This window comes from Spirosoma horti, from assembly GCF_054776595.1.
Map to the genome: position 1 here is coordinate 437881 of NZ_BAAHBQ010000007.1, position 14243 is coordinate 452123.

General features: G+C 47.4%; 11 protein-coding genes. 5 read left to right on the forward strand and 6 right to left on the reverse strand.

What is annotated here, in order from left to right; all coding sequences use genetic code 11:
• Window positions 1–19: 19 nt before the first annotated feature.
• Complete coding sequence (locus ACYVAM_RS23335) at window positions 20–901, reverse strand: cupin-like domain-containing protein (protein WP_461071555.1); 882 nt, start codon at window positions 899–901, stop codon at window positions 20–22.
• A 174-nt stretch (window positions 902–1075) separates the two neighbouring features.
• Here ACYVAM_RS23335 and gatB point away from each other — a divergent pair, with 174 nt between their 5' ends.
• The 3 genes from gatB to proC all read left to right on the forward strand — a co-directional run bounded on the left by gatB (window position 1076) and on the right by proC (window position 4624).
• Window positions 1076–2566 carry an Asp-tRNA(Asn)/Glu-tRNA(Gln) amidotransferase subunit GatB gene (gene gatB / locus ACYVAM_RS23340; protein WP_461071557.1) on the forward strand — a complete coding sequence of 497 codons (1491 nt, stop codon included), beginning with the start codon at window positions 1076–1078 and terminating at the stop codon, window positions 2564–2566.
• Window positions 2563–3699, forward strand: a complete 1137-nt coding sequence (locus ACYVAM_RS23345; RefSeq protein WP_461071559.1) for a redoxin domain-containing protein — start codon at window positions 2563–2565, stop codon at window positions 3697–3699. Before gatB ends, ACYVAM_RS23345 begins: the two co-directional genes overlap by 4 nt.
• 121 nt (window positions 3700–3820) lie before the next feature.
• Window positions 3821–4624, forward strand: a complete 804-nt coding sequence (proC, locus tag ACYVAM_RS23350; protein ID WP_461071561.1) for a pyrroline-5-carboxylate reductase — start codon at window positions 3821–3823, stop codon at window positions 4622–4624.
• Window positions 4625–4745: 121 nt separating this feature from the next.
• On the opposite strand, the gene ACYVAM_RS23355 is transcribed toward proC, so the two are convergent.
• Entirely contained in the window at window positions 4746–7190 is a 2445-nt protein-coding gene (locus tag ACYVAM_RS23355) for an outer membrane beta-barrel protein (RefSeq protein WP_461071563.1), read from the reverse strand.
• A 197-nt stretch (window positions 7191–7387) separates the two neighbouring features.
• On the opposite strand from ACYVAM_RS23355, the gene ACYVAM_RS23360 reads away from it, so the two are divergent.
• Both ACYVAM_RS23360 and ACYVAM_RS23365 read left to right on the forward strand, forming a co-directional pair.
• The gene (locus ACYVAM_RS23360; protein ID WP_461071565.1) at window positions 7388–8482 is read left to right on the forward strand and encodes a sensor histidine kinase; all 1095 of its coding nucleotides are present in this window, start codon (window positions 7388–7390) and stop codon (window positions 8480–8482) included.
• A complete protein-coding gene (locus ACYVAM_RS23365) occupies window positions 8469–9188 on the forward strand; it encodes a LytR/AlgR family response regulator transcription factor (protein ID WP_461071567.1) in 720 nt (239 codons plus the stop codon). Before ACYVAM_RS23360 ends, ACYVAM_RS23365 begins: the two co-directional genes overlap by 14 nt.
• Window positions 9189–9219: 31 nt before the next feature.
• Here ACYVAM_RS23365 and purB read toward each other — a convergent pair whose 3' ends face one another.
• The 4 genes from purB to plsY all read right to left on the reverse strand — a co-directional run bounded on the left by purB (window position 9220) and on the right by plsY (window position 14182).
• Window positions 9220–10560, reverse strand: coding sequence for an adenylosuccinate lyase (purB, locus tag ACYVAM_RS23370; protein WP_461071569.1), 1341 nt, complete (start codon window positions 10558–10560; stop codon window positions 9220–9222).
• Between the two features lie 78 nt (window positions 10561–10638).
• The gene (locus tag ACYVAM_RS23375; protein ID WP_461071571.1) at window positions 10639–11973 is read right to left on the reverse strand and encodes a DUF1207 domain-containing protein; all 1335 of its coding nucleotides are present in this window, start codon (window positions 11971–11973) and stop codon (window positions 10639–10641) included.
• A gap of 45 nt (window positions 11974–12018) precedes the next feature.
• Window positions 12019–13380, reverse strand: coding sequence for a dipeptidase (locus ACYVAM_RS23380; RefSeq protein WP_461071573.1), 1362 nt, complete (start codon window positions 13378–13380; stop codon window positions 12019–12021).
• A gap of 151 nt (window positions 13381–13531) precedes the next feature.
• Window positions 13532–14182 carry a glycerol-3-phosphate 1-O-acyltransferase PlsY gene (gene plsY / locus ACYVAM_RS23385; protein ID WP_461071575.1) on the reverse strand — a complete coding sequence of 217 codons (651 nt, stop codon included), beginning with the start codon at window positions 14180–14182 and terminating at the stop codon, window positions 13532–13534.
• Between the last annotated feature and the right edge of the window lie 61 nt (window positions 14183–14243).

Genomic DNA, 14243 nt, shown 5'->3' on the forward strand with positions numbered 1-14243 from the left:
CCAACTCCACGTATCCTGATTACCGTTCGAAGGTTCCCAACACACTACCCAGTACCGACAGATAGGTCTGAACCGCTTTGGCTAACGCAGGTCGGCGCTGGCTCATGTTGGTGTCAACTTCCTGCATAAAGTTTTTCCAGTTGGATGCATTCAGGCAATCCAGCGCTACAGATATAGTTGGCGTAAGTGAACGAGCCGTATGCCACCAGCCACAGGGAATAAACAGCGTTTCGCCGGGGCCCACCACAAACGTGACCGGCGTCGCTTTGGCGAACAATGGATATTTTTCCAGATCAGGATTTCGAATATCATCCACTTCAGAAACCCAAGTATTATCCGGCTTGGGATATACATAGGGCGTTTGATCGGGCGGGATAACCGTAAATTCCTTATGCCCATACAGTTGCGTGATATACGCATGCAGGCTCATGTAGTCGTAATGAACGTAAGGGAACTGGGCACCTGGGCTACCGAAAAAAATCTCTAGCGTGTTCGCACCCGACAACAACCGATTCGGCAACAATTTGCTCTGAATACGATCGGGCTGGGCATATTTCAGCCGGGGCAATACATCGGGCAACAATTCAGGATAATCACGCTCGACCTGTAACGTGCACGGATATGGGGCCGGATTTTCCTCAGTACCCGTTAACATCCAGTCGATGTAGTCGCCAAAATTATAAGGCTGGCCAGCGATGATCACCTCCCGGTCGCTGTAGCGCTCTTTGAAGAACTGAGGTGTAAATTTATTCTTTGCCGACCAAGCTTCGCAGGCATCCCCAATCACAACCGGATAGTTCGCAAAAAGATGTTCATTCGCAAATTCCTCATAACTCATGTGGTACTTCTTCTCCACAACGATATTCTTCTCGCGTACTAATTCGACAGTTTGGGTAGCCATTGGACAGGTGGGTTGATGTTAACTAGATTTTAGACTACAGGTTTATTTAAATAGACACTTGCCCGCTCATCTATTTATTGTTTGGTAGTTCTGGTCGTCAGGCGAAAGCGTATTGGCGGCAAGGGGCTGTTTAATTTCTGCCTATCTTTGTCTAAACTTATTTAGTTCTTGTCAATGGTGGACCAAGTGCTCATTTCGCCGGAGGTTCTGTCTCAATACGAAGCCGTTATTGGGTTAGAAGTACACTGTCAGCTGCTCACACAAAGCAAAATTTTTGCCGCCGATGCCAATGCTTTCGGTGCTGAACCAAATACCAACATCAGTGTCATTACGCTGGGGCACCCCGGCACACTGCCCAAACTAAACCGCAAAGCCGTTGATTATGCCATTCGGATGGGTCTGGCCTGCGGGAGTTCCATAACGCGTCATAATGTCTTTGCCCGTAAAAACTATTTTTATCCCGACCTGCCGAAAGGCTATCAACTGTCGCAGGATAAAGGGCCAATTTGTATAGGTGGGGGCATTCTGGTCAACGTGAAAGACCCGATCACGGGCGAACCCTATCAGACAACGATCCAGATTCATCACATTCACCTCGAAGAAGACGCTGGAAAATCCATTCACGATGGCGACGACTGGGCCACACAACTGGACTACAACCGTGCCGGAACGCCCCTCATCGAAATGGTAACCGATCCCTGCATTCGCACCGCCGACGAAGCAGGTCAGTACCTGACTGAAGTTCGCCGATTGGTTCGGTATCTGGACATTTGCGATGGCAACATGGAAGAAGGATCATTGCGTTGCGACGTAAATGTGTCCATTCGGCCAAAGGGCGCAACGCATTTAGGCACGAAGGTTGAAGTAAAAAACCTGAACTCGATTCGGAATGTCATGCGGGCGGTAGACAGTGAATTTTTGCGGCAGGTTGAACTGACAGAGACAAATGGGCGCATTGTTCAGGAAACACGTACGTTCGACGCGGCTACCGGGCTTAGCTACGCGATGCGGGAAAAGGAAACGATGAACGATTACCGTTATTTTCCCGATCCAGACCTGACGCCCGTCGTCATTTCAGACACGTGGCTGGCTGCTATTCAGGCCAGCATGCCCATGCTGCCAGCCGCCCTGTATCAGAAGTTCACCACCGTTTATGGCCTTCCTGACTATGATGCGGCTTTATTGACCGACGCCAAAGAACTAGCTGATTATTACGAAGCCGTTTGTGTGCATACGACCAACTACAAAGCAGCGTCGAACTGGATTATGGGGCCAGTGAAAGGGCAGCTGAATGAAAAAAGCCTGCGCGACCGCCAGTTTCCGGTTTTAGCCGAGCAACTAGCCGATTTGATTACCCTGGTCGACAACGGCACCATTAGCCAAACGGCTGCTCAGCAAGTCTTTACGCTAATGGCTGGGCAGCCTGATGCAAAGCCCGCCGACCTTGCCAAAGCAAATGGCCTGGTTCAGAATCGCAATACAGACGCTCTGCAAACGTTGGTAGAAGAGGTACTGGCTGCCTGGCCCGACAAGGTGGATCAATACCGAAAAGGTAAAAAGAACTTACTGGGTTTATTTGTTGGTGAAGTAATGAAAAAATCGAAAGGTTCGGCCGATCCCAAATTGGTAAATGAGTTATTAGCAAAGACCTTACAAAAAGCATGAAAAACTTATTTTTTAGTATAGCCAGTTTGGTCGCGTTGAGCCTGGCGGCCCACGCGCAGGCCACCAAACCCTTTACGGTAACGGGCAAAATCAATAAAGCCACGCCAGGGAGCTACGTTTATCTGGAGACAAACTCGCAGCCTACTCACAAAATTGACTCGACCAAAGTGACGGCGGGTAACCTGTTTACCCTGAATAGCAAGGTAGCCGACGGCGGTGAAGTATTTGTGCTGAATGTGGGCGGCAACCAGAAAATGGCGCTCCTGGTAGAAGGGGGCGAAACGCTGAATGTACTGGCTGATGGCTTCGTGATGGATGCTAAGACTGGTCAAATCGGCAAAGCAACCGTTACAGGCTCCAAAAACATGGACTACTACGGAAAGCTAACGGCTCTTCGCACCGAAATGGAAGCGAAGGTGAAGAACTGGAACAAAGAAGTGGCCGCAGCAACCGAGAAAAAAGATAACAAGCGAATTACGCAGATCGAGCAGGCCTATCAGGTTGCCGAACAGGACGTTGTCAACAAAGTAAAAGCGATGTTACCCGAAATGGGAACCTCCCTGGTATCTCTGTTTGCGCTGAACTTCATTAATATCGATACTGATTTTGCGACCTACGACACACTGGCGCAACGGTTTGAGAAAGAGAACCCAAACAGCCCGCATGCCAAATCATTAATCGGGCGGGTCGCTCGGATCAAAGGCGTATCTGTAGGGGCTCCCGCTCCCGAAATCGCACTGAACGACACCACGGGCACGCCCGTTCCGCTGTCATCGTTGCGGGGAAAATATGTTTTGATCGACTTCTGGGCATCCTGGTGTGGTCCCTGCCGGGCCGAAAACCCCAATGTCGTTCGGATGTATAACAAGTTCAAGGATAAGGGCTTCGCGATCTACAGCGTCTCGCTCGACCAGGCCAAAGCCAACTGGACGAAAGCCATCCGGAATGACAACCTCACCTGGACCCACGTTTCGGATTTAAAATTCTGGCAATCGGCAGCTGCTCAGCAATACGGTGTGCAGGCCATTCCAGCGACGTTCCTGCTCGACAAAGACGGCAAAATAATCGCCAAAAATCTGCGGGGCGAGGCTTTGGAACAGAAATTAGAAGAAATTCTGAAAGGGGGCCAATAGGTTACCAGCAAGTCATTAGTTTTGTGGGGTCAGGTGTATAACCTGACCCTTTTTCTTTTGGCTCAGGCCAGCGGACTACTTCATCAACCATGATTCATTCACTAATTCACTCATTGAAAAAATGAAAATTGCTATCGTTGGTTGTGGGAATATGGGCATGGCATTCGCCAAGTCGTTTTTGCAATATGATCTTGTAAAGAAGGAAAACCTATTGCTGATCGAAAAAAGCGCCGATCGCTCAGAAGCACTTAAAAATGAAAAAGCGGGTGTTGTTGTCGACACCATTGGCCCCCATATTGGCGAAACGGACCTAATCATTTTGTCGGTTAAACCGCAGGATTTCAACAGCGTTCACGAAGCCCTCCGAGCCGTTATCCAACCTTCTCAGATTGTGCTGTCCATTATGGCAGGCATTCCAATGGCACAAATTCAGGAAAAGCTGGGGCATCCGTTGGTCATTCGGGCAATGCCCAACACACCCGCTATGCTAGGCATGGGCATAACCGGATTTACTGCCGCCAAAGAAGTGGATTCGAGCAGCCTGCGCCGGGTTGAAAACCTGATCAATGCCACGGGCCGGTCTATTTTCCTGGAAGACGAATCGATGCTCGATGCCGTAACGGCGCTTAGTGGCAGTGGTCCTGCTTACTTTTATTATGTCGTGAAAGCCATGATCGATGCCGGCAAACAAATGGGCTTCGATGATGCCGTATCGGCCTTGCTCGTCAAGCAGACCATGCTCGGGGCTTATCACCTGATCAATACCGCCGATAAATCGCTGGACGAACTCATCAAAGCGGTGGCCTCAAAAGGCGGCACTACTGAAGCCGCCCTGCGCGAATTTGAGAGCGGTGGTTTAGCCGATACACTCGTTGCTGGTATCAAAGCAGCCCAAACCCGTTCAACGGAATTATCGAAGGGATAGCTTATTTAGAGAAGCCGCCCTTATCGTTCTGCTCCAACTACCAATTATGGCAGGACGATAAGGACGGTTTTTCATTGTGAAACAACCATAAACCCGCCCTGTAGCGGGTCAATAGATTCCATTACAATCGACCGGTTTCCTCATCCGAAGCGTTGTTCGTGTGCCTGCGCTTGCGGGCAAATGTGTCTTTGCCAAAACGATACGTGAACGCAAAGCCAATGCGCTGGGTATCGGACTGGCTGGTTTGAAAATACTCGGCCTGCTTTAAACTGATTGACCTGTTGTGATAAACCCACGAATGAAACAGGTCGTCAATGCTCAAGCGAATACTGCCTTTGTTGTTCCATATTTTCTTCTGTACGGCCGCATTTAACCGGTACATACTGCTCGTAACCGTTTGTCCATTCAGATCGCTACTTGCATAATAGCCGCCAAACTCGGCGTTCCAGTTTTTATTAATTGTGAAGTAGTTATTAGCGTCAAACCGGGCCACATTGGTGCTATAACTCAGCTTTTCTGTGTATACCTGCCCCTCAAGTCCCATATGGGAGAGCCTGACTGTATAATTGATGGACCACCATTTTCTGGGCGAAACAGATAAACTGGTATTCAAGATTGCCATGTAGCCATTGGCTACGTTTTCAGGTTTATTAATAAAAATATTGTCGACAGCCTGCGTAGTTTGAAAGATTACGTTTGTGAACTTGTTGTAGCTCAGGCCCATGTTCAGGAATTGTTTGTGCTGAAATTTCAACTCATAGCGGCTCTGATACTGTGGATTCAATAATGGATTTCCCGCCGTATAAGAATACTGATCTTTAAAGAAGACAAACGGATTAAGTAGCTGATAATTTGGCCGATTGATCCGTCGAACCACCATCAAACTAAACGTATTTCTGCCGAGTGTATCCAGTTTATAATTCATAAAAGCACTTGGAAAAATACCCGTGTAGTTTTTGGTAAATTCACTCCGTTGTACGACTTCATTACCTAATTGCTGACCACGGGCCTGCGTATTTTCGACACGTAAGCCCAATTGAAATCCAAATCGTTTCCATTCTTTCTGACTATTTACATAAGCCGCGTTAATGTTTTCGTGGTATTTGAAATGGTTCGACTTCCCATTATCAATCGAGCTAACCGTATTGATCACATCATAATAGCTTGCGATGTAATCGTTATCGACAACGCTCGATTTCCATCCGGCATCCAGCCTTGCTTTGTTTTTAAATGGATGGACATAATCCGCTTTGGCGGTGTAGATTTTTATACGTGATGGAATAGCATACAAAAAATCGTTCCGATCCAACAAAGCCTCATTAGGCTGGTACACAATATTTTGCAACGACTGGTTTGTTTCTGACTGGTAAGTAAGGTAATTAACATCCGCTGAAATCTCCCGTCCAGACGTACCAAATTTATGTGAAAAATTAAGGTTAGTGCCTACGTTTGTCCGTGATGTATTACTCACTGTTTGTCCTGATCCAATAGAATCTAACTGATACGTAGTGTCGAAATTTTTACTTATGTAATCAAAATTACTTTTCCCACTACCGCCATTTATATTGACAATAAACCCAATTGTTGTGTTGGTTGATGCACTATAATCTAAACCCAGATTTACACTTTGCCCGTGGCTTCTATTTATCAACTTATTTTTCAACTCGACCGTTGATGTCAATTCATTGGTTTGTGAATAAAACCGGCGATCATAGTTATCCAGATTATATGTTTTTTCAACCGTATAACCCAAATTCGTGAACAGGTTAATTTTTTTATACTTATAGTTCAGGTTCAGCGCATCATTATTCCGGCCATATCTGCCTTGCGAGTAACCCATCGACACATTTCCGGTTAAACCACCAACTCTATTTTTTTTAAGACGAATATTAATAATTGCATTTCCCGCAGCATCATATTTTGCGGATGGATTATCCATCAATTCCAGTTTATCCAGAAGGCCGCCGGGCACTGATTTTAGATAAGCCGTCAAATCCTGCGCCGACATATAGGTGCTTCTACCGTCAATGAGCACGGTTACACCGCTTCGACCATTCAGGCTAATTTCACCATTGCTGGCGATGGTTATACCCGGCGTTTTCTCAAGTACCTCCAGGGCATTACTCGTCGCACTGCTAATCATAGCCTCCACATTGACGACTGTTTTGTCGATTTCCTGGACAAGCAAAGGCTTTTTTGCCGTTACGGTTACCTCTTTTAAGGCTATATCTCTAGCAGGCATCAGGACAAATACGGGCAAGACAATGGTTGTATGGGCGTCGTCGATGGTAAGGGGAACGCTGGTGAAACGCTTTTGGCTAATTGCCGTAATAGCTAGTATGTAGGTACCGTTAACCAGGCTGCTTAGCTGAAACTTTCCATCGGCATTCGTAACTTCACCTTTCACCAGGATGGAGTCGACCGCCGTTAATAAACGGACTGTTGCTCCTGGAATAGCGTCATTCCTGCTGTCTTTTACGGACCCGGAAATCGTTTTAAGCACAGGTTGGGCAAAGGCTCCAGGCATGAGTAACCAGAGGAGGTTCGTGTAGAGTATCCGTTTCATTCGTTGCTGGGGTATTTGGTTAAAAAATCCTCAGCAAATATTGATTGCTAGAAATACAGCCAGCAATCATTGTGTTGTACCTTGGCTAATGCCTGACAGAAAACTGTTTTGGGCTGTTGAACCGGTTTAAACACAACCTTGAGGCTTCTGTCATCCGTTTGGGGGCGTTCGTCAGTATAATTTCTTCGCTTTGCCGTATGTCCCCAATTTTACAGCCCAGTAAGCAGGAAAACTGGTACAACATGAGTCATATAACAGACAATTGGGTCAATAATTTTTTTGGGAGAAGTCTTTATGCAGGTCTATCTCTTATCGTTTCGGTGCCTATATACCTGGCCATCGAAACGTATGTACGATCCATCGATGTACACGAAGACGAAGCCGTTGCAACGGCCGCAACGGGCTGTTTTATTGCAGGCGTTTTTGCGGGGCGGTATATAGCGCAGATCTGGTCGGCAAAAATAAAACCTGTATCGAATGTGCTTCTTGGCGGATTGTTTGTTTTAATTATAGCGAATATCTGCTGGTTATTTTTCCATGCTGATTTTCCGCTCCAGGGCAGAGCAGCCATTAACCTTTTGTTGTTTTGGATTCCCTTTGCCATCATAAGTCTTGCGCTGGGCATACTCATTAAACTAATCCGGGTAGTTACGAAAAATCAATTGCAGGAAGCGCAGGCATCAGCCGCGACAAGCCAAAGTGAGTTACAACTTTTACAGTCGCAGTTGAGTCCACATTTTTTATTTAATACCCTCAATAACTTATACGGGCTGTCGCTAACGCAGCACGAAAAAATTCCGCCTTTGTTATTAAAGCTATCTGACCTGCTTCGTTATTCCGTTTACGATGTTAAAGAAACGTTTGTGCCCCTGGCCGATGAATTAGCTTACATTACGAATTACATCGACTTTGAAAAAATACGCATTGGCAACCGGCTTGAACTAACGACTGATATCGAAAACGTAACGCGTACGGATATCAAGATTGCACCTATGTTATTGATCGTTTTCATAGAAAATGCGTTCAAACATTCAAAGAATACAGCAAGCGAAAAAATATTCATCGAAGTCACCCTGAAGACCTGGGGGAAAATGATTCTTTTTTCTGTAAAAAACTCATACAGCAAAGCCACTATTGGTAATGCCGACAAAAGCAATGGGTTGGGATTGGCTAATGTAACGAAACGATTAACCTTGCTGTATCCAAACGAACACATACTAGAGTATCAAAGCGATAGCGAGTTTTATACGGTGAACTTGCAGCTAAAAATGAAGGAACATGGCTACCTATAACTGCCTGATTGTTGACGATGAGCCAATTGCCCGCGAGATCGTTAAAACCTACTGCAGTCATTTACCCAATCTGCACGTGGTTGCTATGTGTGGCAATTCGCTGGAAGCCAAAGCGGTGATGCAAACACAGACAGTCGATATCTTATTCCTGGATATCAATATGCCGGTGCTGGATGGAATCGCTTTTCTAAAAACGTTGAAGAATAAGCCGCAGGTGATTTTTACCACAGCCTACAAAGAACATGCTGTCGATGCGTTCGATTTATCGGCTTGCGATTACCTGCTCAAACCCTTCTCATTAGACCGCTTTATTATTGCTGTCGATAAAGCGGTCGAAAAACTAGCTCCGGAAGGCTTAGCGGCAACAGCACCCGCGAAAAAAGACGATTATCTTTTTATCAAGTTTGACGGGAAAATATATAAAATTCTGCACGACGATCTACTTTATGCCGAAGCCAATGGCAATTACACAAAAATCGTTACCGTGCAAAGCCTAATTATGCCTGGCATGGCATTTTCTGCCTTCACCGAGCTACTTCCCCAAAAAATCTTTATTCGCATTCATCGCTCGTTTATCGTCAACAAATCCAGGATCACCCATATAGAAGGCAATCGAGTTTTTATCGATACAATCGAACTACCGATTGGTAGTAATTATAAAGATGAGTTTATGCGGGAAATAGGTATTCGAAGTCAAAACGGATAGATTCGTAACGCTTGCCGGAACCCCAATACAACTATAGGCCCGTATACGAAAACGGCGTTATAGCGCGCAATTCAGTTTTTACGGCATCCGATACGTCCAGTTCATCAATAAACTGACGGATTGTTTGTGCCGTAATTTTCTGATTCGTACGAGTCAGGGCTTTTAACGCTTCGTAGGGTTTGGGATAGCCCTCACGGCGAAGAATGGTCTGGATGCCCTCCGCAACGACGGCCCAGTTTTCGTCCAGGTCGGCCGCAATGGCGGTTGGGTTCAGCTCCAGTTTACTAAGCCCTTTCAACAAGGATTTCAGGGCAATAACCGAATGAGCAAAGGGAACGCCTATACTTCGCAGTACCGTAGAATCGGTCAGATCACGCTGCAGCCGGGAAATTGGCAGTTTGCCAGACAAATGCTCGAACAAGGCATTGGCAATGCCCAGGTTGCCCTCTGAGTTCTCAAAATCAATGGGATTGACCTTATGCGGCATCGCCGATGAGCCAACCTCTCCTTCTTTCAGTTTTTGCTTGAAGTAGTTCATGGACACATACGTCCACACATCGCGGTCAAGGTCGATCAGGATGGTGTTTAATCGCTTGAAGGCATCGAGCGTAGCGGCCAGCATATCGTAATGCTCAATCTGAGTCGTAAACTGACTCCGGACCATGCCCAGGCTTTCGACGAACGTATCCCCGAATTTTTTCCAGTCGTCGTTCGGGTAGGCCACCGTATGAGCATTGAAATTGCCCGTTGCGCCCCCAAATTTGGCAGCTGTCGGTATGGTCGACAAAAGTTGGAGTTGCTTTTCAATCCGCTCCACAAACACCAGAAGTTCTTTACCCAATCGGGTCGGTGATGCGGGCTGGCCATGGGTGCGGGCCAGCATAGCCACATCTTTCCATTGTTCGGCCAGTACCTGCAATCGCATGAACACATCCCGATAAAGCGGAACGATCTCCATATCGAGGGCGTCGCGCAGGAGCAATGGAATGGCCGTATTATTAATATCCTGTGAGGTTAGCCCGAAGTGGACGAACTCCAGAAACGGCTCTACAGGCGAGCCTTCCAGCTTCTCTTTTATAAAGTATTCAACGGCCTTAACGTCATGGTTCGTTGTTTTCTCGATTTCCTTTATGCGTAACGCATCGGCTTCCGTAAACTTTTCGTAAAGCGACCGCAGCACAGGAAACTGCGCCCGATCAACGCCGGACAATTGCGGGACCTGCCACTCGCAAAGCGCGATGAAATACTCGATCTCAATGCGAACGCGGTAATGAATCAAGCCCAATTCCGAAAAATAAGGAGCCAGGGCGTCAACTTGTGACCGATAGCGACCGTCGACGGGCGAGATCGCCGTTAATGCAGATAAATTCATGTATGTATGTTTACTATAGGACGTATGCTTTGGGCCAGTTGACTAGATCACAGCTCCTGTATGGTACGTCTTTCCTCATCAAAACGGATTCAGGTAGAGCCCAACGCCTATCCACGACGTTTGTTGTTGTTCATACTGGCTGTAAGGCCGGAAACCGGAGTATCCTTCCAGCAGAAACGTCAGGTTGTTCTGGGTACGGCCCAATTCGACACCAATGCCTCCATGAATACCGGGCCGAAAATCCGTCTGTTGCCAGAACTTGATATCGACACCACCTACCAGGCGGGCTGCGCTAGCCGAAGGTTTTTTATAGAAGGCGCCTAACTGAGCGCTCATCAGTTTGCGTTCTTCCGCTTTTCGCAATACGATGCCCAGCCCACCATACAAACGCCAGTTATCCACTACGCGGCTGTAGGTAGCATCCAATTGTTCATAGTTGACCGAATTAGGCGAAGGAGCGGTTAATTTATTCCGGTAAATGTAGTCATCGCCCAGGTGAGAGGATATATGATAGACCCGAAACCGGTAATTGTTATCACCCCGCCGAACATTATAGATGATGCTGATTTTATAATCCGTATTCATGATTTGCCGACGTGCTTTATCCTGCACATCGTCATGATAAGCCTCGAACTGCGTGAAGGACGCCAGATCAAGCACCCATTCTTCTGCGTGGGTTGCATCGGTTGAGTGACGGTAAAACGGCTTGGCAAAGCCAAAAGCAAACGGCACGATGCTTCCTTTATACTTTTTACCCTCTGTCCAGTAGCCGGGAAGAATGCTCCCGTAGGTTTGCGCTTCGAGTGGGTCCAGCAGGATCGGGTCAAATAAATGGCCCTTGGGTAAAAATTCTTTTCCTGGCCGAACAACGCTTGCTTCGCGATTACCTTCCGCAGTAACAGGCTCTGCGCTAACTGATTTGGGCTTTCTTTCCCGCTTAACCCGTTCCGGACGCGGAGCTGCAGCGGGCGCTTCGGCTGCAGGGGCTGGCGGAGTGTCCGGTTCAGCAACGGGCGCGGGGGTAGTTGCCGGTGCAGAAGCTGCTTCTTTTTTGCGCTGTTCGCGCTTCTCCTTGCGAGTGGGCTCAGCAACGGATGGTGCGGGGGTACTTGTCGATGGCTGATTATTAGTTGATGCGGGGGCAGCAACGGGCGTTGGTGGAGCTATAGGTTTACCCGCTTTTTTGGCAGCCCGTTGCCGTTCTTTCTCAGCCTGTTTTGCTTCGTATTCGCGTTGTTTTTGCAACCACTCGGCCCGAATCTGGCGTTCGCGCTGAACTTCCCGATCTATTTTTTCTTTTTGCCGCTGTTCAGCAGGTGTTAGAACGCGGGCAGGTGGCGTAGTAGGCGTTTGCGCCAGAGCTCCTGCTCCTAATAAGATACTCAGTAAAAAAACCGACAGCGTTTGTTTCATAAAGGAAAAATCGGGGTTAATGCGTAAGCCAGCTAAGGAGCAAGATTACTGTTTAAGCTCAGCGTAATGTTTATAGAAATAAGGAATGGTTTCGATGCCCTTGTAAAAATTAAATAGCCCGTAGCTTTCATTAGGTGAGTGTAGCGCATCACTGTCCAGACCAAAGCCCATCAGGATGGATTTGACACCAAGTTCCTGCTCAAACAGAGCCATAATCGGAATACTTCCACCGCCCCTTGTCGGAATTGGTTTTTTCCCCCAGGCATCTTCGAAGGCTTTGCTGGCTGCCTCAAACTCGATGGAATCGACGGGCGTAACATAGGGCATGCCACCATGGTGTGGAGCAACCGTAACGGTAACGCCAGCCGGTGCAATGGCCATAAAGTGTTTGGTAAACAGCTCCGTAATCTCGTCGGGCGTTTGGTTAGGCACCAGCCGCATGCTGATTTTCGCCGATGCTTTGGATGGCAATACTGTTTTGGCGCCTTCTCCGGTGTAGCCGCCCCAGATCCCATTCACGTCGAGCGTTGGCCGAATAGAGGTGCGCTCATTGGTTGAATAACCAGCCTCCCCCATCACCTCGTCGATGCCCAGATCTCGCTTATATTCGCTTAAGTCAAAGGGTGCTTTTGCCAGTTCGGCCCGTTCAGCGTCGCTCAAATCGGCCACGTTATCATAAAATCCGGGAATCGTTATTTTGCCGTTTTCATCGTGAAGAGACGCAATCATGTCGCACAATACATTGATTGGGTTGGCGACTCCACCACCATATACCCCCGAATGCAAATCACGATCGGCACCCGTTACGTGTACTTCTACGTAAGAAAGTCCACGCAGTCCGATTTCGATCGAAGGGGTATCGTTCGATATAATGCTGGTATCCGACACGAGAATAACATCCGCTTTCAGCATATCCCGATGTTCAGCGACGAAAATACCCAGGTGGTCGGAACCCACTTCTTCTTCGCCTTCAATCATCACTTTCACATTGCACGGCAGCCCATCCGTTGCAACCATCGCTTCAATGGCCTTCACGTGCATATAAAACTGGCCCTTGTCATCGCAGGCTCCGCGGGCATAAATCCGTTCGTTCCGGATTGTCGGCTCAAACGGGGGCGTGTGCCAGAGCTCGTAAGGATCGGCGGGTTGAACATCGTAGTGCCCATATACCAGTACCGTAGGCTTGGCTGGATCGATTAACTTCTCGGCATAAACGATTGGATGGCCCGGCGTTTCAAAGAGTTGAGCGTTATCTAAACCGGCTGCCTGTAGTTTTTCCTTAACAAATTCAGCCGCCCGGCGAACATCGCCTTTGAAATTAGAATCGGCCGAGACCGACGGAATGCGGAGTAATTCCAGCAATTCGTCTAAAAACCGCTGTTTGTTGGCTTCAAGGTAAGTCGTCATGCGTATCAAACTGTATGATATAGGCTATACGATGTATGGAAACAAGTCCATCACGCATTGTATATCATCCATTGTTAAAAGTTCGCCCCGAAGTTACGCACTTTTCGCGCAACGTCGGGGCGTTGTTATCGTAGGAAAATCGTTTTGGTGTCTATCGCTTTTTGCGCAGACGAATCAGGACTGTTCGCGTCTCCTGACCACGCAGCAACCGGCCAATGTTTTTTTGGTGGGTAAGCACCACCAACAAAAAAACAACAAACCCGAAAACAATGAGTAAAGGACTTTCTTTTTGCCCAAAAATACGGAGCAGTAACAGAACGGGAAAAGCCAGTGCCGCCAGTATGGAGCCTAATGATACATACTGGGATGCGATAACCACCAGCAAAAAGATACCGATGCAGACAACCGCCATTTCGGGGTGCGTTGCCAGCACCATTCCCAGCAAGGTAGCCACTCCTTTACCGCCTTTAAAATCAGCGAAAACGGGGTATAAATGACCTATTACGGCTACAAGACCAAAAACTATTTTGAATGTCAGAATTTCTTTGTCCGTAATGACATCAGCATACCAAAGCAAAGAGGACAGGATGGCGGCTGTATATCCTTTCAAAACATCCACAAGCATCACAATAGTACCAGCTCGCTTGCCCAATACTCTGAAGGTATTGGTAGCGCCAGCATTACCACTGCCGAATTTACGAATGTCAAGACCGAAAAAGCCCTGTCCGTACCAAACAGCCGTAGGTATTGAGCCCAGCAAATAGGCCACGACCACTGTAATGCTAATGAGAAGGATATTCATCAACAGATAAAATAAGTTATTGCTGGATAAAAAAATTGACTGATTTGACGCTCCTGATACC

Coding starts and splice junctions, on each gene's coding strand:
- ACYVAM_RS23335 (WP_461071555.1), bottom strand. CDS start 901: ATGGCTACCCAAACTGTCGAATTAGTACGCGAGAAGAATATCGTTGTG.
- gatB (WP_461071557.1), top strand. CDS start 1,076: ATGGTGGACCAAGTGCTCATTTCGCCGGAGGTTCTGTCTCAATACGAA.
- ACYVAM_RS23345 (WP_461071559.1), top strand. CDS start 2,563: ATGAAAAACTTATTTTTTAGTATAGCCAGTTTGGTCGCGTTGAGCCTG.
- proC (WP_461071561.1), top strand. CDS start 3,821: ATGAAAATTGCTATCGTTGGTTGTGGGAATATGGGCATGGCATTCGCC.
- ACYVAM_RS23355 (WP_461071563.1), bottom strand. CDS start 7,190: ATGAAACGGATACTCTACACGAACCTCCTCTGGTTACTCATGCCTGGA.
- ACYVAM_RS23360 (WP_461071565.1), top strand. CDS start 7,388: ATGTCCCCAATTTTACAGCCCAGTAAGCAGGAAAACTGGTACAACATG.
- ACYVAM_RS23365 (WP_461071567.1), top strand. CDS start 8,469: ATGGCTACCTATAACTGCCTGATTGTTGACGATGAGCCAATTGCCCGC.
- purB (WP_461071569.1), bottom strand. CDS start 10,560: ATGAATTTATCTGCATTAACGGCGATCTCGCCCGTCGACGGTCGCTAT.
- ACYVAM_RS23375 (WP_461071571.1), bottom strand. CDS start 11,973: ATGAAACAAACGCTGTCGGTTTTTTTACTGAGTATCTTATTAGGAGCA.
- ACYVAM_RS23380 (WP_461071573.1), bottom strand. CDS start 13,380: ATGACGACTTACCTTGAAGCCAACAAACAGCGGTTTTTAGACGAATTG.
- plsY (WP_461071575.1), bottom strand. CDS start 14,182: ATGAATATCCTTCTCATTAGCATTACAGTGGTCGTGGCCTATTTGCTG.